The sequence below is a fragment of the Amycolatopsis sp. A133 genome (genome assembly GCF_031082405.1).
In the GTDB taxonomy this organism is placed as follows: domain Bacteria; phylum Actinomycetota; class Actinomycetes; order Mycobacteriales; family Pseudonocardiaceae; genus Amycolatopsis.
This window is the reverse complement of sequence record NZ_JAVHJU010000009.1, coordinates 130,467-149,645: the sequence shown is the minus strand read 5'-3', so window position 1 is coordinate 149,645 and position 19,179 is coordinate 130,467. Positions and strand designations below refer to the sequence as shown.

Genomic DNA, 19,179 nt, shown 5'->3' with positions numbered 1-19,179 from the left:
AGGACGCGCGCGGCTAGGTTGGAACGTATGCCCGAACCGATCCTCATCTCCATCGCCGCCGCACTGGCGGCGAAGGGGGCAACAGGCCTGTACGACCTGGTCAAACGCAAGTTCGCCAAGGACCCCACGGCCATCGCGGCCCTGGAAGCGGCGTCGGCGGCCCCGGAGGACAACCGGCCGATCACCGCCCTCGCGGAGCGCCTGCAGGAGGTCGAGGCGGAGGACGGCGAGTTCTCCGAAGCGCTGCGGACGGAGTGGGAGAAGGTGTCGGAGAGCCAAGGGGGCGTGCACAACCAGGTGACCGGGAACGTCACCGGGAAGGTCGTGCAGGCCCGCGACATCCACGGCAACATCACCCTCTGAGCTCGGAGGGCCGGTGGAGGACCAGCAGCCGAGCCGAACTCCTCGCCGATGGGAACCGTCAACCGAAAAGCCGGGCCTCCGCCGCCGCCCAGTCTGCGGTTCCCGACGGCTCGTAGCGGCGGATCTCCTGCGTTTCCCGCACCAAAGCCCGCATCGCCGCCAGGTCCGGCAGGTCCTCCCCCAACGCCCGGGCCTGGACCAGCACGTTCCCCAGTGCCGCCGCTTCGACCGGGCCCGCCAGCACCGGGACCCCGCACGCGTCCGCCGTCGACTGGCACAGCAGCTCGTTGCGGGCGCCGCCGCCCACCAAGTGGATGACGTCGACCGAGCGTCCGGAAATGCGGGCCGCAGCGTGGATGGCCCGGCGGTGGGCCAAGGCCAAGCTGTCCACGATGCAGCGGACCACCGCCGCCCGGCCGGATGGCGGGCGCTGGCCCGTGGCGACGCAGGCCGCCGAGAGGCGGGATGGCATGTCGCCCGGCGGCAGGAACGCCGGGGCGTCGATGTCCACCACCGCCGCCAGTGCCGGGGAGGCAGCCGCCGCCCGAAGAAGGGCCGGGAGGTCCGGCGTCGACCACGTGCGCAGCGTTTCCGACAGCACCCACAGGCCCATCACGTTGCGCAGGAACCGGATCGTGCCGTCGACGCCGCCCTCGTTGGTGAAGTTCGCCGCCAGCGCCTCGTCGCTCAGCTCCGGTGCCGGCAGCTCCAGGCCGGCCAACGACCACGTGCCCGCCGAAATGTACGCGAAGTTCGCGGTGGGGGACGCCGGGACCGCGACCACCGCCGAGGCCGTGTCGTGCGATCCGACCGCCACCACCGGGATGCCGGACAGCTCGTCCGCCGGGCCCACCACCGTGCCGGGATCGCGCAACGGTGGCAGCAGCCGCGGGGGGATGCCGACCCGCGAAGCGAGCGAGTCTGCCCACGTCCGCGCGCGGACGTCGTACAGCTGCGTGGTCGACGCGTTCGTGCGCTCGGCGCCGATCGACCCCGTGAGCCAGTAGTTCAGCAGGTCGGGGATCAGCAGCATCGTCGACGCCGCGTCGAGGCGGCCGGCTTCCGACACCAGCTGGTAGAGGGTGTTGAACGGGAGCTGCTGCAGCCCCGTCACGTCGTAGAGCTCGCGGTCGGGGACCAGAGCCGAGACCGAAGCGGGCACGCCGTCCGTGCGCGGGTCGCGGTAGCAGACGGGATTGCCGAGCAGGGCGCCGCGGTCGTCCAGGAGCCCGTAGTCGACGGCCCAGGAGTCGATGCCGACGCCGTCGAGGCGCCCGGCTTCCCGGATCCCGGCCAGGGTCTCGCGGTACAGCCCCAGGATGTCCCAGTACAGCGCCGGCCCGGCGCGGACTCCGCCGTTCGGGAAGCGCCGCACCTCCTCGACCGTCAGCGTCGAGGGCCCGGCCGTTCCGGCCATCACCCGTCCGCTCGACGCGCCGAGGTCGACGGCCGCGACTCGCTTCACGGACGCACCACCGTCAGCTCCAGGCCCAGCAGGTCCGCGACGGCCGTCAGCTCGGCGACGCGGTGGCCCGTTCCGAGTGCCCAGTGGTGCGCGATCCCGCTGGCCGACCACGCGTCGGTCCACTCCCCCGGGTCGCAGCCGAAGTCGACGCGGGAGGTCGTGTTCCCGATCCGCAGCAGCGGCCCGGGCACGACCGTGCCTTCCGACGCGATGAGCGTGAACGTGCCGTCCCGCCGCTGCCCCAGCCCGCAGAGCGTCACCGGCCCGTGCTGGACGTCGAATTCCACCGACACGCCCCAGCCGCGCTTGCCGTGGTAGACGCCCAGGCCGCGCAGCAGTGGCTTGCGGGCGCTGATCCCGAGGTGCGCCGGGCCGTCGTGGCCCATCTCGACCACACCGTCGCGGAAGTTCAGCGCCTGCAGCTCGGTGAACGAGCCGCCCGCGCCCAGGCGGTCCATGACCAGCATGGCCAGTGACGTCCGCAGCTCGTACTCGCCGACCGCCGGGATGCCCCGGGCGGTGAGCAGGGACGCGCCGAGGATGAACCCGGCGCCGACGCGTTCGTGGGTCTCGCCGTCGAGGCCGCGGTGGTAGTAGGCCAGCGAGTCGAGGGAGAAGTCGTCGACGAGCCGGTCGAGGGCCACCGAAACCCGGGCGCCCCAAGCGAAGTCTTCGTCCACAACGGACTCGTCCAAGGTGAACACTTCACGGGCGAGCGCGACGCGCGCGGCCGTCTCGTCCTCGGTGACCTTCTCCGCGCGGACCCGCAGGTCGTCGATCTCCAGGACCTCGACGTGTCCGCCCAGCTGGGCGGACACCAGCGTCGGGTCGGTGGAGACGTCCATCATGCCCGGGTAGAGGTGCCCGAGCAGGCCGTGGCGGCCGTGCCGCAGCGCCGCCCGGACGCCCGCGGCCTTGATCCACCGCTCGATCCGCGTCCACGCCCGCGCATCCTCCAGGTACCCGGACACCGAGCGGAATTCGACACCCAGGCGCCGGAACGCATTGGCCATCTCCGGCAGCGGGCAGGCGCCGCAGTAGGCCAGCCACGCGCCGGTGTCGAAGGACTCGTGGTCCATCGCCTCGGTGGGCTGCAGGTTCAGCAGCAGCACCGGCGCGCCCGAGCGCTGCGCGACCGGCGCCAGCATGCTGGACGTCAGGTACGTCGTGAGGAACCCGACGATCAGGTCGCACCCGGCCACCCGCAGCTTCTCGGCCGCGGCCGCGCCCTCCTGGGCATCCGAGACGAACCCCGCGTCGACCACCTCGCAGTCCATGGTGGACAGCCGCTCGGTGACGCGCCGAGCCGAAGCCCGCAGCTGCGGCAGCAGCGAAGGGAACTGCGGCCAGTACGCCCCTAGCCCGCCGGAAACCAAGCCGACGCGGGTGCGGCGCGGGCTGATGCGATCCAAGGTCATCGGTCCTTTCGTCAACGCAGGAACGCGGCCGCGACACCCGCGTCGACGGGGACGTGCAGGCCGGTGGTGTGGGTGAGGTCGCCGCCGGTGAGGGCGAACACCGCGGCCGCGACGTGCTCGGGGAGCACTTCGCGTTTGAGGATGGTGCGCTGGGCGTAGAACTCGCCGAGCTTCTCTTCCGGCACGCCGTAGACGGCGGCGCGCTGGGCGCCCCAGCCGCCGGCGAAGATGCCGGAGCCCTGGACGACGCCGTCGGGGTTGACGCCGTTGACGCGGATGCCGTGCCCGCCCAGCTCGGCGGCCAGCAGCCGGACCTGGTGGGCCTGGTCGGCCTTCGCGGCCCCGTAGGCGACGTTGTTGGGGCCGGCGAACACCGAGTTCTTCGACGAGATGTAGATGATGTCGCCGCCGATGCCCTGCGCGACCATGGCTTTCGCCGCGGCCTGGGAGACCAGGAACGAGCCCTTGGCCATGACGTCGTGCTGCAGGTCCCAGTCCCGTTCGGTGGTCTCCAGCAAGGGCTTGGAGATGGACAGCCCGGCGTTGTTGACGACCAGGTCGACGCCGCCGAAGGCCAGCGCGGTGGCGTCGATCGCGGCCTGCACGGCGGCGGCATCGGTCACGTCCGCCGTGACGGCGACGGCCCGGTCGGCCCCGCCGATGCCCGTCGCGGTGGCCTGGGCCGCCTCGGCGTTGAGGTCGGCGATGGCGACACAGGCACCCTCCGCGGCCAGTCGCTCGGCGATGGCCTTGCCGATGCCGGACCCGGCCCCGGTGACCAGGGCGATCCGTCCGGCCAAGGGCTTGGGTTCCGGCATCCGCTGCAGCTTCGCCTCTTCCAAAACCCAGTACTCGATCCGGAACTTCTCGCTCTCGGGGATCGGGGCGTACGTCGAAACGGCTTCGGCGCCACGCATGACGTTGATGGCGTTGACGTAGAACTCGCCCGCCACGCGCGCGGTCTGCTTGTCCTTGCCGAAGGAGAACATCCCGACGCCGGGAACGAGCACGATGGCCGGGTCGGCCCCGCGCATCGCGGGCGAATCCGCGACGGCGTGCCGCTCGTAGTAGGCCCGGTACTCGTCGCGGTACTCGCCGTGCAGCTCCTTCAGCCGCGCGACGACGTCGTCGAGGGGCGCGGTCGCGGGCAGGTCCACCACCAGAGGACGGACCTTGGTGCGCAGGAAGTGGTCCGGGCACGACGTACCCAGTGCGGCGAGCGGACCGAGCTTCTCGCGGGACAGGAACTCCAGCACGACGTCGCTGTCGGTGTAGTGGCCGACCTGACGCTGGTCGGTCGAGGCCAGCCCGCGGATCACCGGCGCCAGGGCGGCCGCCCGCGCCCGGCGTTCGATGACGGGCAAGGCTTCGAAACCCGGGACGACCGGACCGAACGGCTCCGGAGCACCCCGGGACGCGATGAACTCCTCAGCGGTCCGGATGATGTCGAGGGAGTTCCGCTCGCACTCCTCCGAGGTGGCGCCCCAGGCGGTGATGCCGTGCCCGCCGAGGATCACCCCGATCGCCTGCGGGTTCGCCGCCTTGACCGCGGCGATGTCCAAGCCCAGCTGGAACCCGGGCCGCCGCCAGTCCACCCACGCGACCCGGTCGCCGAAGCACTCCTTCGTCAGCGCCGGCCCGTCGGCCGCCGTCGCCAGCGCGATGCCCGAGTCCGGGTGCAGGTGGTCGACGTGCGGCGCCTCGACCAGGCCGTGCATCGCCGTGTCGATCGACGGCGCGGCCCCGCCCCGGCCGTGCAGGCAGTAGTCGAACGCGGCGACCATCTCGTCCTCGCGCTCGACACCCGGGTAGACCTCCACCAGGGAACGCAGCCGGTCCAGCCGCAGCACCGCCAGGCCGGCCTCGGTCAGCGTGCCGAGGTCGCCGCCGGAGCCCTTGACCCACAGCACCTCCGCCGGCGTGCCGGTCACCGGGTCGGTGACGGCGCCCTTGGCGGAGGTGTTGCCGCCGGCGTAGTTGGTGTTGCGCGGGTCGGCCCCGAGCGCGTTGCTGCGCGCGATGAGCTGCTCCGGCACGGTCATCTTCATGCTCCCCATCCGGCCTGCGTGCCGCCGGCGCGCTCGGCCACGATCTTCTCCTGGTACCCGCTGCGGTGGTAAGCGGCGATCGGGTCCGGGTCGAGCCCGGCGTCCGCCCGCAGCTCGGCCAGCAGCGGCCGGACGTCGGTGTTGTAGGCGTCCATCAGCACCGCGTTCGCGCCCAGCACGTCACCCGCCTGCTGAACCGCCCGCAACGCGTCCCGATCCACCAGCAGCGCCTTCGCGGTCGCTTCCTGGACGTTCATCACCGACCGGATGATCGCCGGGATCTTCGCCTCGATGTTGTGGCACTGGTCCAGCATGAACGCGATGCCGTAGGCCGGGTCGAGGGCGTCGCCGCGGACGATCTCGTACATGATCCGGAACAGCTGGAACGGGTCCGCCGCCCCGACCATGAGGTCGTCGTCGGCGTAGAAGCGCGAGTTGAAGTCGAACGCGCCGAGCTTCCCGGCCCGCAGCAGGAAGGCGACGATGAACTCGATGTTCGTCCCCGGCGCGTGGTGGCCGGTGTCGATGCACACCGTCGCCCGCTCCCCCAGCTCGATGCAGTGGGCGTAGGACGTGCCCCAGTCCGGGACGTCGGTCGCGTAGAACGCGGGCTCGAACAGCTTGTACTCCAGCAGCATCCGCTGCTCCGCACCAAGCCGCTCGTACGTCTCGCGAAGCGCCGCCGCCAGCCGGTCCTGCCGGTCGCGGATGTCGTCCTGGCCGGGGTAGTTGATTCCATCCGAGAACCACAGCTTCAGGTCCCGCGAGCCCGTCGCGTCCATGATGTCGATGGCCTCGAGGAGGTGATCGGTCGCCTTGCGGCGGATCCCGGCGTCCGGGTTGGTGACCGAACCGAGCTTGTAGTCCTCGTCCTGGAACACGTTCGTGTTGATCGCGCCGATCTCGACGCCGGCGTCCCGCGCGTACGCGGTCAGGGCGCCGTAGTCGTCGACCTTGTCCCACGGGATGTGCAGCGCCACGCTCGGCGCCACACCGGTGAACCGGTGCACGGTCGCGGCGTCGGCGATCTTCTCCTCCGGTGTCCGCGGGACACCCGGTTGCGGGAACACCTTGAACCGGGTGCCCGAGTTCGCGTACGCCCACGACGGCGTCTCGATGCGCTGAGCTCGCAGGGCCGCTTTGACATCCACGGCGATCACTGTCCTTCCCGGACGTCGAGGTGGAAGACCTCGTCGAGCAGCTGGAACCCTTCATCCGGCGGACTGCCGTCGAGGCCGGTGAAGAACTCCGCCATTTCCGCCTGCCAGCGGGTGTTGACGTCGGTCTCCGCCATGGCGGCCTGTGCGGCTTCGAGGTCGTCCGCCTCGACGTACCCGATCAGCAGGCCGTCGTCGCGGAGGAACAGCGAATAGTTGCGCCAGCCGGTGTCGTGCAGGGCCTGTCGCATCTCGGGCCACACCTCCCGGTGCCGCTCGGCGTAGGCGGCTTTCCGGTCGGGCTTGACCTGGAGGCAGAAGCAGTAGCGGGGCATCGGTCAGAAGTTGAACTTGTCGATGTTGTTCGCGTCGAACGTCGTCGGCGGGCCGAGGACGATCTCGCCACCTCCGCCGATGGTGTAGTCACCGAGCTTGCCCGCCTTGAACTTCTCGCCCTCCTTGCCGGTGATCTGCCCCGACTTGAGCGCGACACCCGCGTAGGCGGCGAGGTAACCGATGTCGGCCGGATTCCACAGCGCGAACTGCTTCACGGTGCCGTCCTTGACGAAGGCGCGCATCTGGTTCGGCGTGCCCAGCCCGGTCACCGCGACCTTGCCCTTGTAGCTCGACGAGCTGACGTACCGCGCCGCCGCCGCGATGCCCACCGTGGTCGGCGAGACGATCACCTTCAGGTTCGGGAACGACTGCAGCAGCCCCTGGGCCTCCTGGAACGACTTCTGGTCGTCGTCGTTGCCGTAGGCGACCTTGTCCAGCTTGATGTTCGCGTACTCCGGCTTCGCCAGCTCCTTCTTCAGCACCTCGATCCAGGCGTTCTGGTTCGTGGCGTTCGGCGTCGCGGACAGGACGGCGATCTCGCCGGACCCGCCGGAGAGGTCTTTGGCCTGCTTGGCCAGCGCCTCACCGATGCCCTGGGTGGTGGCCTGGTTGATGAAGACGTCGCGGCAGTCCTTCGCCGCGTCGGAGTCGAAGGCGACGACCTTGATGCCGGCGCTGCGGGCCTGGTTGAGCGACGGGCACACCGCGTTCGGGTCGTTCGCCGCGATCCCGATGACGTCCTGCTGCTGCTGGATCAGCGTGTTGATGTAGCTGACCTGCGACGACGCACTCGCGTCGTTCGGCCCGACCAGCTTGTACTCGCCCTTCAGCTCACCGAGCGCGGCCTGGCCACCGCTGACCTCGATGTCGCTGTAAGGGTTGTTCAGCTGCTTGGGCAGGAACGCCATCTTGACGCCCTCCTTCGCCGCCGCGTTCGGGTCAGCCGCGGCGGTGGACTGCTGGGCGCCGGAGCCGGCGTTGTCGTTCTTGGTCGTGCCGCCGCAGGCGGCCAGGACCAGCACCAGCCCGGCCGACACTGCGCCGGTGAGGAACCGTCGGGACATCTTTGTCACCTTTCGGGAGTTGCTGTACTAATCGGTACTGATCCGGCCACAGTCACGGCCGAATGACTTCGCAGCAACGGTCAAGCGCCGCTTGGGGGCCGGCCTGCTTTTGGCCGGATCAGTACCGCCGGCCTTTGGCGACGCACTGCCGTGCGGGCCGAAGTCACGATGTTGGGAAGCAGGACCGACACGATGAGGAGCACGCCGGTCACGATGTTGAGCGCTTCGTTCGAGACGTCCTGCAGGCGCAGGGCGTTCTGCAGCGAAGCCAGCAGGACCACCCCGGCGAGCACGCCGGGCAGCGTGCCCTTGCCGCCGAAGATGGACACGCCGCCGAGGAGCACGGCGGCCACGACGGCCAGTTCGAGGCCGAAGCCGTTGTCGGCGCGGGCACTGGAGTAGCGCAGCGTCCACAGGATCCCGGCGAGCCCAGCGACCGCACCGCTCACGACGTACAGCCAGAACTTGAGCCGCCCGGTCCGGATACCCGCGAACCGGGCCGCCTGCTCCCCCGCGCCCGCGGCGAACACGCCGCGGCCGATCGGGGTCGCGTGCAGCACGACACCGAAGATCAGCGCCACCACGACCAGCGGGATCAGGACATTCGGGATCGGGCCGTCGCCGATCGTCCCGGTGACCCAGCTCGTGTAGTCCCGCGGGAAGTCCGCGACCGCGCCGTCGCCCAGCACGACGAAGGCCAAGCCGCGGTAGAGGGCGAGCGTGCCGATGGTGACAGCGAGCGACGGCAGCTTCAGCACGGTGACGAAGAAGCCATTCAAGGCGCCGAGGGCCGCGCCGAGCACGATGCAGAGCGGGATGATCGTCTCGATCGGCAGGCCGGCGTCCCACAGCGAGCCCATCACCGCCGACGTCAGGCCAAGCGTGCTCGCCACCGAGAGGTCGATCTCGCCGGTGACGATGATGAACGTCATCGGCAGCGCGACCAGCGCGATGGGGAGCAGGTCGAGCAGCAGGAAGGTGAAGTTGCGGCTGGTGCCGAAGTTCTCGACGGCACCGGAGGCGACGATCAGGACGATCACCGTCACGAGCACGACGGCGGCGTCCCAGCTGAGCAGCCTCCCGAGCCGGTTCCCCTGGTCAGACATGGGAATCCCTCTTCTTCAGTGCCTTGGCGACCCGGACGGCGACCAGCCGGTCGGCGCCGATGGCCAGCAGGATGAGCGCGCCGACGATGGCCTGCTGCCAGAACTGGTTGATGTCGAGCACGGCCAGCGCGCTGCCGATCACGGTCAGCAGGAGCGCGCCGAGGCCCGCGCCCCAGACCGAGCCGCTGCCGCCGAACACCGCCACCCCGCCGACGACGGCCGCGGCGACCACGTTGAGCTCGTAGCCGGTGCCGGCGGCCGCGTCCACGGTGCCGAAGCGGGCGGCGAACAGGACACCGGCCAGTCCCGCGAGCGCGCCGCTGACCACGAACGCCGCGCTGGTGTTGCGGCCGACCCGGATGCCGGCCAGCTGCGCGGCCTGCGGGCTCGACCCCATCGCGTACAGCTCGCGCCCGGCGCGGTAGCTCCGCAGCACGATCCCGGCGGCGATGAGGACCAGCACCGCGATGAGCACCAGCCACGGCACGCCGAGCACCGAGGCGGTGCCGAAGCCCAGGAAGGACGCCGGCAGCTTGTCGGCGTTGATCTGCTGGCCACCGGCCCAGAAGTAGCTGACCCCGCGGAAGGCGTAGAGCGTCCCGAGCGTGACGACCAGCGCGGGCACCTGCCCGAAGCGCACCAGCGCGCCGTTGACCAGCCCGCACACCGCCCCGACGGCGAGCCCGGCCAGGATGGCGACGACCACCGGCAGGCCCGGGTTGTCCTTCATCAGCGTGCCCACGGCGAAAGCGGCGAGGCCGAGCACCGAGCCGACCGAGAGGTCGATGTTGCGGGTGATCATCACGATGGCCTGCCCGACGGCGAGCACCGCCAGGATCGCCGTCCCCAGCAGGATGTCGCGGATGCTCTGCCCGGACAGGAACCTCGAGTTCTGCGTCGCGGTGAACGCGACCAGGACGACGAGCGCGAGGATGATCCCGGATTCGCGGGCCTTGAACACGTTCGCGGTCCACGAACGTCCGGAGTGGACAGCCGGTGTCCCGGTCACGGGGGCCTCCTCGGTCACGGTCATGCGGCGGCCCCCTGCCCCATCGCGGCGAACATCACCGAGTCTTCGGTCGCCTCGGCGCGCGGGAGCTCGGCCACGATCCGGCCCTCCCGCATCACCAGCACGCGGTCGGCCATGCCCAATACCTCCGGCAGTTCGGAGGACACCATGACGATCGCGACGCCTTCGGCGGCCAGCGCCGACATCAGCCGGTGCACCTCGGCTTTCGTACCGACGTCGATGCCGCGCGTCGGTTCGTCCACGATCAGCACCTTCGGCGCCATCGCCAGCCACTTGGCCAGCACGACCTTCTGCTGGTTGCCGCCCGAAAGCGTGCCGACAGGGTCGCCGAGCCGTCGGTACTTGGTGCGTAGCCGCTCGGTCCAGTGCCGGGCCTCTTGGCGTTCGCTCGCGCCGGTGAGGAAGCCGAGCTTCGAAAGCGCGCGTGACCGGGGCAGCGTCACGTTCCGCTCGATCGAGAGGTCCATGATCAGGCCTTGCTGCCGCCGGTCCTCGGGGACCAGCGCCATCCCGGCGGCCATCGCGGCCCGCGCCGAGTGCGGCTTGAGCTTCTTCCCGCTCACCTTCACCACCCCCGCGTCCCGCTCGTCGACACCGAACACGGCCTGCACGACCTCCGACCGGCCGGAGCCGACCAGCCCGGCGAACGCGACTATTTCCCCGGCGCGCACGGAGAAGGAGACGTCGCGGAACACGCCCTCGCGGGCGAGGCCTTCGACCTCCAGCACGACCGCGCCGGGTTCGACGTCCTGCTTGGGGAACAGCGCGTCCAGGTCGCGGCCGACCATGCGCTTCACCATCTCGTCGACGGTGACGTCCTCCAGGGCGTCGGTGGAGACGTGCTTGCCGTCGCGCATGATCGTCACGCGCTGGCAGAGCTCGGTGATCTCCTCGAAGCGGTGGGAGATGAACATGATCGCCGCGCCTTCCCGGCGCAGCGTCCTGGCGACGGTGAAGAGCCGCTCGACCTCGACCCGGGTCAGCGCGGCGGTCGGCTCGTCCATCACCAGCACCCGGGCGTCCGCGCTGAGCGCCTTGGCGATCTCGACGATCTGCTGGTCGGCGATCGACAGCCCGCGGGCCGGGCGCGCCGGGTCGATCCGCACGCCCAAGCGGGCGAAGAGCCGCTCGGCCTCGGCGCGGATCGCCGCCCGGTCGATCCGGCCGAGACTCTTGCGCGGGTGGCGGCCCATCACGATGTTCTCCGCGACGCTCAGGTCCGGGAACAGCGTGGGTTCCTGGTAGATCACCGCGATGCCGGCGGCCTTCGCGTCGGCGGGTGAGGAGAACTCGATCGCCTCGCCGTCCAGCAGCAGCGTGCCGTCGTCGGGCCGGTGCACGCCGGCCAGCATCTTGACGATCGTGGACTTGCCGGCGCCGTTCTCCCCGACGAGGGCGTGGGCCTCGCCGGCGTGCAGGCCGAAGCTCACGCCGGCGACGGCCGCGACCGCGCCGAACGACTTCGTCACGCCGCGCACCTCGAGCAGAGGGGCCCGGCCCGGGCGTGGGCGCGTCATCGCGACCTCCGGATTGAAAGGTTTCACAAATCTGGTGCGGTGAAGTTACTATGCGGCGGAAGAGGAAGTCAATGCATCGGCGAAGTCGTGGCCAAACGACATCTCCACCAGTTTGTTTGCGCTGATGTTACGTTTCAACGGCCAGTGTGAAGAGGGGGTCGGATGGTGGTCAGGGAGCCGCGCGCGGCGGGCATGAAGGAAGTCGCGGCGGCCGCCGGCGTCTCCCTCGGCACGGTGTCCAATGTGCTCAACCGGCCCGACCGGGTCAGCCCGGCGACCCGCGCGCGGGTCGAGGCCGCGATGGCCGAACTGCGCTTCGTGCGCAACGAGTCCGCGCGGCAGCTGCGGGCCGGGCGCAGCCGGGTGCTGGCCTACGTCATGCTCGACGGCAGCAACCCGTTCTTCACCGACGTCGCGGCCGGCATGGAAGACGCCGCGGACGCCGCCGGTGAGGGCGGCCTGTCGCTGTTCCTCTGCAACAGCGCCCACCGGCCCTCGCGGGAAGCGGCCTACCTCGGGCGCCTCGAGCAGCAGCGGGTCCAGGGCATCCTCATCACGCCGGTGGACCCGGACGCCCCGCTGCTGGGCGAAATCGCGCGCCGCGGCACACCGGTGGTCGTCGTCGACCGCACGCCCGAAGGCACCACCCACTGCTCGGTCGCCGTCGACGACGTCTACGGCGGCGAGATCGCCGTGCGGCACCTGGTGGAACAGGGCCACGAGCGGATCGCCTTCATCGGCAACCACACGAGCGTGGGCCAGGTCCGCGACCGGCGGCTCGGTGCGTTGCGGGCGTTGACGGCCGCCGGGCTCGGCCCGGACCACCTCGTCGACCTCACGACGACGGCGCTGACCGTGGCCGACGGCCGGGGGGCCGGCGAGCGGCTGGCGGGGCTGCCCGCGCCGGTCCGCCCGACCGCCGCGTTCTGCGCCAACGACCTCGTCGCCCTGGGTCTGCTGCAGACCTGCGCGAACCTCCGCATGCGCGTCCCGGACGACCTGGCGATCGTGGGCTACGACGACATCGAGTTCGCCGCGGCGGCCGCGGTCCCGCTGACGTCGGTCCGCCAGCCTCGCCGGCGGCTGGGCCGCACGGCCGCGGAGCTCCTGCTGGCGGAAACCACCGAAACCGCCCACGAACACCGGAAAGTCGTGTTCACCCCCGAGCTGGTGGTTCGCGCCTCGACCCTGCGCTGAAGCTGCCGTGCCACCCGCGGGACCCCACACCTGATTCACCGGGCGGGACGCAGGATCGGGGGCGAGGAGCACGGAGGTCGGCATGGGCGGGCAGCGGCGGCTTTCGCGGCGCGGGTTCCTCGCCGCGGGCGGGGCCGCGCTGCTGGGCGCCGCCGTCGCCGGGTCGGCCGGCCACGCCGCCGCCGGCCCGGAAACCGCACGGCTCGGCGACTTCTGGTTGTTCGGGCGGTACGACGACGGCGGCACCGAGCCCGGCTTCGACGAGACCGGCCTCGTGCCGGTGCAGCTGCCCCACTGCGTGACGCCGCTTTCGTGGACCGGCTGGGACCCGGCGTCCTGGCAGGACCGGTGGATCTACCGCAAGCACTTCACCGTGACGGCCGCCGAGCGCCACACCGCCCGCTTCGACGGCGTCATGACGAACGCCGAAGTGCACCTCAACGGCACGCTCGTCGCCACCCACGAAGGCGGCTACCTCCCCTTCGAAGTGGAACTCCCCGGCGTCGTGACCGGCGACAACGTCCTCGCCGTGGTCGTCGACGGGCGGTGGGCGCTGGACGTCCCGCCCAATCTCCCGCGCGCGCGACCGTCGGTGATCGACTTCTACCAGCCGGCCGGGATCTACCGCCCCGCCACGATCGGCGCGGTGCCGCGGGCCCGGCTGGCCGACGTCTTCGCCCGGCCCGCCGACGTCCTCTCCCCCGGCCGGTCGCTGCACCTGACGTGCACGCTCGACGCGCCCGTCGCGGGACAGGTGACCGCGTCGGTGCGCCAAGCCGGCCGCGAGCTGGCGCGCGCCACCACCCCGGTGGCGGGCACCACCGCCGAGTTCGACGTCGGCGGGCTCGGCGCGGTCCGGCTCTGGGACGTCGAGGACCCGGCGTTGTGCGAGGTCGTGGTGACCGTCCGGGCCGGGCTCCGGGTGCTCGACGAGCGGGTGGTCCGGACCGGGTTCCGCGACGCGCGGTTCACCGCCGGCGGCTTCTTCCTCAACGGCAGGCGGCTCAAGCTGTTCGGCCTCAACCGCCACCAGTGGTACCCGTTCGCCGGCGGGGCGCTGCCGGACCGCGTCCAGCGGCGCGACGCGGAGATCCTGCGCCGCGAGCTGAACTGCACGATGGTCCGCTGCTCGCACTACCCGCAGTCGAGCGCGTTCCTCGACGCCTGCGACGAGCTGGGCCTGCTCGTGTGGGAGGAGGTCCCGGGCTGGGGCCGCATCGGCGACGACACCTGGCAGCGGCGGAACCTGGCCGACGTCGCGGGGATGGTCGTGCGCGACCGCAACCACCCGAGCATCGTCGTGTGGGGCACGCGGGTGAACGAGGCCGACGGCACGACGGCGCTGTACGAGCGGACCGGGCGGCTCGCCCGGCGGCTCGACCCGTCCCGGCCGACCAGCGGCGCGCTGGCCAGCGCCACCGGCGCCCGGTTCGCCGGCCGCGACGTCGAGGTCGTGGCGTACAACGACTACACCGCCCGCCGCGGCGCGCCCTTCCGGCTGCGCCCGCCCCGGCCGGGGGTGCCGTACCTGGTGACGGAGACGATCGGGACGCTCGCCGGGGCGCGCGCGTACCGCCGCACCGACGCCGCGGCCACCCGGCAGCAGCAGGCCGAACTGCACGCGAAGGCGCACGACCTGGCCGCCGCCGACGACCGCTACTGCGGGCTGCTCGCGTGGTGCGCGTTCGACTACCCGTCGGGCTGGCAGCGGTCGGTCGGCGGGTCGAAGTACGCCGGGGTGGCGGACATCTTCCGGATCCCCAAGCCGGCCGCAGCCTTCTACGCTTCCCAGGTCGACCCGCGGGTGCGGGCAGTCCTGGAACCCGGCTTCGCCTGGGACTTCACCGAGCGGCCCGGCGGCCCGGGGCCGGGCGCGACGATCTGGTCGAACTGCGACCGCCTGCTGCTGTTCCTCGACGACCGGCCCGCCGGTGAGGCCCGCAGCCGCCGCGCGGACTTCCCGCACCTGCGGTACCCGCCCTTCGCCGCCGACCTGATCGTGCCGAAGGGACGGCGACCGCAGCTGCGCATCGACGGCTACGCGGGCGGGCGGCTGGTCGTGAGCCGTCGCTTCAGCGGCGACCGCGGCCGGGACGTGCTCAGCTGCGTCCCGGACGACCCGGAGCTGCGCGCGGACGGCGGCGACGCGACCCGCGTGGTCGTGGCGGCGACGGACCGCTTCGGGACGCTGCGCGCGGGGACGGCCGGTGCGGTGACGCTGACGTTGACCGGGCCGGGCGAGCTGATCGGCGAGCCGACCCTGGACTTCGGCGCGACGGGCGGCGCGGCCGCGGTGTGGCTGCGGCCGTTCGCGGGCCCGCCGGGAACGTTGACGCTCACGGCCCGCCACGAGAAGCTCGGCTCGGCGACGGCGACGGTACGGGTGACCGCGACCTCGACGCGCTCTTGAGCTGCCGCCGGGGATCATCGCCCGGCTCGACCGGCGGCGGCTCGACATCGTCGTGGCGAACCTGGTCGGCAACGCGCTGCGGCACAGCCCCGGCCGTCGTCCTACTCCCCCGCGAGCACCGCCGCCAGCACGGCCGCCTGGCTGATCGACGGCGAGCCGCTCGCCGTCAGCAACGTCACCGGGCCGTCCCCGGCCAGGGCCCGCAGCCGCTGCAGGGCCGCCACGCGGTCCGGCTCGCGCAGCTCCGCGCGGTACCTCTCGGCGAACTCCGCGAAGCGCTCGGGGTCGTGGCCGTACCAGGTGCGCAGCTCGTCGGACGGGGCCAGGCCGCGGTACCAGCCGTCGAGGACCACCGCCGTGCGGGCGGTGCCGCGCGGCCAGAGCCGTTCCACGAGCACGCGGACGCCGTCGGCGGGCCCGGCCGGGTCGGCCAGGTGCGCCACCCGGACGACCGTCGGCTGCATGCGCGCATTCTGCGTCGAGCCGCGGTGCACCGCCACCGGAACGCAGCTGCCGCCCCCGGCGGAAGCTGCCCCGCGCAGCAAAGGGACAAAGGGCCACCACGGCGACCGTGGAGGGGTCGCCGTGGTGGTCCTACCCCCAGCTCGTGCCGCCCGTGAGCAACGACAGCCGAATCCGCCGGAACCACACCGGCGGCCGAGCCGGCCGTGGACATCATCGGGATCATGTCCAGCGGCCCGGCCAGGATGGCGGACCGGGCCTGCACGACGCTTGCAGTACGCTTGCACGCCCGCCCACGAACGGGTGAACGCAAGGGGAGGTGACCGGGTGGAGTTCCGCGTCCTCGGCGCCGTCGAGGCGACGGCGGACGGCGACCCGGTCGACCTCGGTTCCCGCAAGCAGCGGCTGGTCCTCGCCGTCCTGCTCCTCGACGCCGGCCGCCCGGTCGCCATGGACCGGCTCGTGGACCTGCTCTGGCCCGACGATCCGCCGGCCAGCGCCCGCAACACCGTCCAGGCGCTCATCTCGCGGTTGCGGGCGGTGTTCCGCGCCGCGGACGGCCCCGAACTCGTCACCGAAGGCCACGGGTACGTGCTGCGCGCCGACCCGGACAGCGTCGACGCGCACCGGTTCACCGCCCTCGTCCGCCGGGCCCGCGCGGCCGGCGACCGAACCGCCGTCGCGCTGCTCGACGAGGCCCTCGCGCTGTGGCGGGGCGACGCACTGGCCGGGGCCGCGACCGGCGACGTCGCCGCGCAGCTGCTCGCCGGCCTGGACGAGGCCCGCTGGAGCGCGCTGGAGGACCGCATCGACGCGCAGCTGCGGCTCGGCCGGGGCCGCGACGTGCTCGCCGAGCTGACGACGCTGGTCGCCGCGCACCCGCTGCGGCAGCGGTTCGTCGGCCAGCTGATGCTCGCCCTGCACCGCGAAGGCCGCACCGACGCCGCCCTCGCCGCCTTCCGCCGCCTGCGCGCCCGGCTCGCGACCGGGCTCGGGCTCGACCCGGCGCCGGAGCTGACCCGCCTGGAAGCCGCGATCCTCGCCGCCGACCCGGCACTGGACGTCGCGCCGGAACCGCCGCCCGAACCGGTCCGCCCGGCCCAGCTGCCGCACGACGTCCGCGGCTTCACCGGCCGCGCCGCGGAGCTGGCCCGGCTCGACGAACCGGCCGGCACCGGCCCCGGGCCGGACATCCGCGTGGTCACCGGCACCGCGGGCGTCGGCAAGACCGCGCTCGCGGTCCGCTGGGCGCACCGCGTCCGCGACCGGTTCGCCGACGGCCAGCTCTACCTCGACCTGCGCGGGTTCGACCCGGACCACGAGCCGCTCACCCCGGCCGTCGCGGCCGCGCAGCTGCTGCGGGCACTGGGCACCGATCCGCGGGCGATCCCGCCGGACCCGGACGGCCGCACCGCGCTCTGGCGTTCGCTGCTGGCCGACCGGCAGGTGCTGGTCCTGCTGGACAACGCCCGCGACAGCGCGCAGGTCACGCCGCTGCTGCCGCCGTCGGGCACGGTGCTGGTCACCAGCCGCCAGCGGCTCGGCGACCTCATCGCCCGCACCGGCGCGCGGGCGATGCCGCTGTCCGTGCTGCCGGCCGAGGATTCCCGGCAGCTGCTGGAAACCGTGCTCGGGCCGCCCGCGGTCGCCGCCGAGCCGGCCGCGGCGGCCGAGCTGGCCCGGCTGTGCGGGCACCTCCCGCTGGCGCTGCGGCTGGCCGCGGCGAACCTCGGCGCCGGCGAGGTGTCCGGGATCGCGGAGCTGGCCCGCGAGCTCGCCGACGGCGATCCCCTCGCCGGGCTGAGTGTCGACGGCGCCGAGGAAAGCGCGGTCACGACGGCGTTCTCCGTCTCGTACCGGGCGCTGCCCGCCGAGCACCGGCTGCTGTTCCGGCGGCTGGCGCTGGTGCCGGGCCAGACGTTCACCCCGCCGGTGGCCGCGCGGCTCGCCGCGGTCGCCGAAGGCCGGGCGGGCCAGCAGCTCAAGGCCCTGGCCGCGGCCAACCTCGTCGAACGGCACCTGCCCGGCCGCTACCGCTTCCACGACCTCCTGCGCAGCTACGCGGGCGGGCGGGTCGCGGCCGACGACACGGCCGCCGAAGCCGACGCTGCCCGGCGCCGGCTGTTCGACCTCTACCTCGTCACGGCCGACGCGGCGGGACGCCTGCTCATCCCGCACTTCCTCCGGCTGCCCCGCGCCGAACCGGAGCCGGTGTTCGAGGGCACCGAGGACGCGCTGGCCTGGCTGGACACGGAGTGGCCGAACCTCGCGGCCGCCGTCGAGCACACGGCGGCGCACGGCCCGCGCGAGTACGCGTGGCACCTGGCCGACGCGCTCCGGGCGTTCTTCCACCACCGCGGCCACCACACCGAGTGGATCGAGACGGCCACGACGGCGTTGACCGCCGCCCGGGCGGCCGCCGACCGCCAGGCCCAGGCGGCGATGCGGTTGTCCATCGCGCTCGCCGGCGTCAACAGCGGCCGCTACGCCGAAGCCCGCGAACACCTGACGACGGTGCTGGCCGACGAGCTGGCGGCCCAGTGGCCCGCCGGGCGCGCCGCGGCGCTCAACAACCTGAGCGCCGTGCACCAGCGCCTCGGCGACGCGCACGAGGCGATCGCGTGCGGGCTCGAGGCGCTGCGGCTGTGCGAAGAGGCCGCCATGCCGGGGATCACGATGGCGCTGGCCAACCTGGGGTTCGCCTGCGGGCAGGTCGGCGACTTCGACGCCGCGCTCGGTCACTTCGGCCGCGCGCTGGAGATCGCCGAACGCGACGGCGCGCGCTTCAGCGTGGCCGTGCTGCTGGTCGACCTCGGGCACGTCCACCGCGATCTCGGCAACGCCGTCGCGGCCGGGTTCTACGAGCGGGCCCTGACCGCCAACCGGGAACTCGGCTACCAGTACGGCGAAGCGGCCGCGCTGTCCGGCCGGGCCGTCCTGGAGGCCCGCGCGGGCGACGGCACGCGGGCGCTCGCCGACGCGGCCGAGGCGGTGGAACTGACCCGCCGCATCGGCGACCGCGGCACCGAGGCGTCGGCACTGGCCGCGTTCGGCGAAACCTGCCTCCGGCTGGACCGCGCGGCGGACGCGGTCGAGCACCTGACGGCGGCACTCGACATCGCCCGCGAAACGAGCTTCACGTGGTGCGAAGCCGCGGCACTGACCGGCCTCGCCGAAGCGGCGCTCGCCGTGGGTGACGGCGAAGTGGCCCGCACCCACGGCGAAGCGGCGGTCAAGCTCGCCGCCCAGGCGGGCTACCGGCCCCTGGAAACCCGGGCGGCGAGCATCCTGGCGAGCTTGGCCGGGTGAGCGTCAGCAGGTGGCGCGCTACGCAGAGATGTTGTGCGAGCCCGTGAAGACGAGCGACCGGCCGGCCTTTTCGCTGTAGTTGCGCGCCGCGGTACCCATTTCGTCCTCCCTGTCGGAAGGTCCCAAGCTCCCCATGCGGTGTACAAGTTCCGCACATCAAGGTGCCTTGATCGACATCAGTCCGAAGTGGATGTTCGATCCGGACGCCCGGACACTCGTATTCTCCCTGCCGGACAGGGAAAACTACGAATACCGCGGATCGGTCCCGGCGGTGTTCCGAGGAACGCGGGGCGCCGC

14 protein-coding genes are annotated in these 19,179 nt (G+C 72.5%); 4 read left to right on the top strand and 10 right to left on the bottom strand.

The annotated features are described in order from the left end of the window. Window positions 1-27 precede the first annotated feature (27 nt). Entirely contained in the window at window positions 28-363 is a 336-nt protein-coding gene (locus tag Q5425_RS12480; RefSeq protein WP_308672338.1) for a hypothetical protein, read from the top strand. Between the two features lie 58 nt (window positions 364-421). On the opposite strand, the gene Q5425_RS12475 is transcribed toward Q5425_RS12480, so the two are convergent. From Q5425_RS12475 to Q5425_RS12435, 9 genes are all read right to left on the bottom strand, one after another. Continuing rightward, a complete protein-coding gene (locus Q5425_RS12475) occupies window positions 422-1,780 on the bottom strand; it encodes a rhamnulokinase family protein (RefSeq protein WP_308672491.1) in 1,359 nt (452 codons plus the stop codon). Between the two features lie 44 nt (window positions 1,781-1,824). Then, a complete protein-coding gene (locus tag Q5425_RS12470; protein WP_308672337.1) occupies window positions 1,825-3,246 on the bottom strand; it encodes an L-fucose/L-arabinose isomerase family protein in 1,422 nt (473 codons plus the stop codon). Between the two features lie 11 nt (window positions 3,247-3,257). Next, window positions 3,258-5,288 (bottom strand): bifunctional aldolase/short-chain dehydrogenase, encoded by a 2,031-nt coding sequence (locus Q5425_RS12465; RefSeq protein ID WP_308672336.1) that lies wholly within the window; start codon window positions 5,286-5,288, stop codon window positions 3,258-3,260. A gap of 2 nt (window positions 5,289-5,290) precedes the next feature. Beyond that, window positions 5,291-6,454, bottom strand: coding sequence for an L-rhamnose isomerase (gene rhaI, locus Q5425_RS12460; RefSeq protein WP_308672335.1), 1,164 nt, complete (start codon window positions 6,452-6,454; stop codon window positions 5,291-5,293). Further along, window positions 6,451-6,786: an L-rhamnose mutarotase gene (locus Q5425_RS12455; RefSeq protein ID WP_308672334.1), complete on the bottom strand. Its 336-nt coding sequence runs from the start codon at window positions 6,784-6,786 to the stop codon at window positions 6,451-6,453. Before Q5425_RS12455 ends, rhaI begins: the two co-directional genes overlap by 4 nt. 3 nt (window positions 6,787-6,789) lie before the next feature. After that, the gene (gene rhaS, locus Q5425_RS12450) at window positions 6,790-7,851 is read right to left on the bottom strand and encodes a rhamnose ABC transporter substrate-binding protein (RefSeq protein WP_308672333.1); all 1,062 of its coding nucleotides are present in this window, start codon (window positions 7,849-7,851) and stop codon (window positions 6,790-6,792) included. An 80-nt stretch (window positions 7,852-7,931) separates the two neighbouring features. Next, window positions 7,932-8,957, bottom strand: a complete 1,026-nt coding sequence (locus Q5425_RS12445; RefSeq protein ID WP_308672332.1) for an ABC transporter permease — start codon at window positions 8,955-8,957, stop codon at window positions 7,932-7,934. Further along, the gene (locus Q5425_RS12440) at window positions 8,950-9,990 is read right to left on the bottom strand and encodes an ABC transporter permease (RefSeq protein WP_308672331.1); all 1,041 of its coding nucleotides are present in this window, start codon (window positions 9,988-9,990) and stop codon (window positions 8,950-8,952) included. The genes Q5425_RS12445 and Q5425_RS12440 overlap by 8 nt, the downstream gene beginning before the upstream one ends. Then, window positions 9,987-11,504, bottom strand: a complete 1,518-nt coding sequence (locus Q5425_RS12435; RefSeq protein ID WP_308672330.1) for a sugar ABC transporter ATP-binding protein — start codon at window positions 11,502-11,504, stop codon at window positions 9,987-9,989. Before Q5425_RS12435 ends, Q5425_RS12440 begins: the two co-directional genes overlap by 4 nt. A gap of 162 nt (window positions 11,505-11,666) precedes the next feature. Between Q5425_RS12435 and Q5425_RS12430 the strand changes: the two genes are divergently transcribed. Both Q5425_RS12430 and Q5425_RS12425 read left to right on the top strand, forming a co-directional pair. Next, window positions 11,667-12,701 (top strand): LacI family DNA-binding transcriptional regulator, encoded by a 1,035-nt coding sequence (locus Q5425_RS12430; RefSeq protein ID WP_308672329.1) that lies wholly within the window; start codon window positions 11,667-11,669, stop codon window positions 12,699-12,701. Window positions 12,702-12,783: 82 nt separating this feature from the next. Next, window positions 12,784-15,111, top strand: a complete 2,328-nt coding sequence (locus tag Q5425_RS12425; protein WP_308672328.1) for a glycoside hydrolase family 2 TIM barrel-domain containing protein — start codon at window positions 12,784-12,786, stop codon at window positions 15,109-15,111. Window positions 15,112-15,212: 101 nt separating this feature from the next. On the opposite strand, the gene Q5425_RS12420 is transcribed toward Q5425_RS12425, so the two are convergent. Then, complete coding sequence (locus tag Q5425_RS12420; protein ID WP_308672327.1) at window positions 15,213-15,575, bottom strand: DUF488 family protein; 363 nt, start codon at window positions 15,573-15,575, stop codon at window positions 15,213-15,215. A 325-nt stretch (window positions 15,576-15,900) separates the two neighbouring features. Between Q5425_RS12420 and Q5425_RS12415 the strand changes: the two genes are divergently transcribed. Continuing rightward, on the top strand, window positions 15,901-18,882 hold the full coding sequence (locus Q5425_RS12415; RefSeq protein ID WP_308672326.1) for a BTAD domain-containing putative transcriptional regulator: 2,982 nt from the start codon (window positions 15,901-15,903) through the stop codon (window positions 18,880-18,882). Window positions 18,883-19,179: the final 297 nt, after the last annotated feature.

What these genes read in the sequence shown, in the direction of transcription:
- Q5425_RS12475 (WP_308672491.1), bottom strand. Translation starts at nt 1,780, where the DNA reads ATGGCCGGAACGGCCGGGCCCTCGACGCTGACGGTCGAGGAGGTGCGG.
- Q5425_RS12435 (WP_308672330.1), bottom strand. Translation starts at nt 11,504, where the DNA reads ATGACGCGCCCACGCCCGGGCCGGGCCCCTCTGCTCGAGGTGCGCGGC.
- Q5425_RS12420 (WP_308672327.1), bottom strand. Translation starts at nt 15,575, where the DNA reads ATGCAGCCGACGGTCGTCCGGGTGGCGCACCTGGCCGACCCGGCCGGG.
- Q5425_RS12425 (WP_308672328.1), top strand. Translation starts at nt 12,784, where the DNA reads ATGGGCGGGCAGCGGCGGCTTTCGCGGCGCGGGTTCCTCGCCGCGGGC.
- Q5425_RS12445 (WP_308672332.1), bottom strand. Translation starts at nt 8,957, where the DNA reads ATGTCTGACCAGGGGAACCGGCTCGGGAGGCTGCTCAGCTGGGACGCC.
- Q5425_RS12440 (WP_308672331.1), bottom strand. Translation starts at nt 9,990, where the DNA reads ATGACCGTGACCGAGGAGGCCCCCGTGACCGGGACACCGGCTGTCCAC.
- Q5425_RS12430 (WP_308672329.1), top strand. Translation starts at nt 11,667, where the DNA reads ATGGTGGTCAGGGAGCCGCGCGCGGCGGGCATGAAGGAAGTCGCGGCG.
- rhaS (WP_308672333.1), bottom strand. Translation starts at nt 7,851, where the DNA reads ATGTCCCGACGGTTCCTCACCGGCGCAGTGTCGGCCGGGCTGGTGCTG.
- Q5425_RS12455 (WP_308672334.1), bottom strand. Translation starts at nt 6,786, where the DNA reads ATGCCCCGCTACTGCTTCTGCCTCCAGGTCAAGCCCGACCGGAAAGCC.
- Q5425_RS12480 (WP_308672338.1), top strand. Translation starts at nt 28, where the DNA reads ATGCCCGAACCGATCCTCATCTCCATCGCCGCCGCACTGGCGGCGAAG.
- Q5425_RS12470 (WP_308672337.1), bottom strand. Translation starts at nt 3,246, where the DNA reads ATGACCTTGGATCGCATCAGCCCGCGCCGCACCCGCGTCGGCTTGGTT.
- Q5425_RS12465 (WP_308672336.1), bottom strand. Translation starts at nt 5,288, where the DNA reads ATGACCGTGCCGGAGCAGCTCATCGCGCGCAGCAACGCGCTCGGGGCC.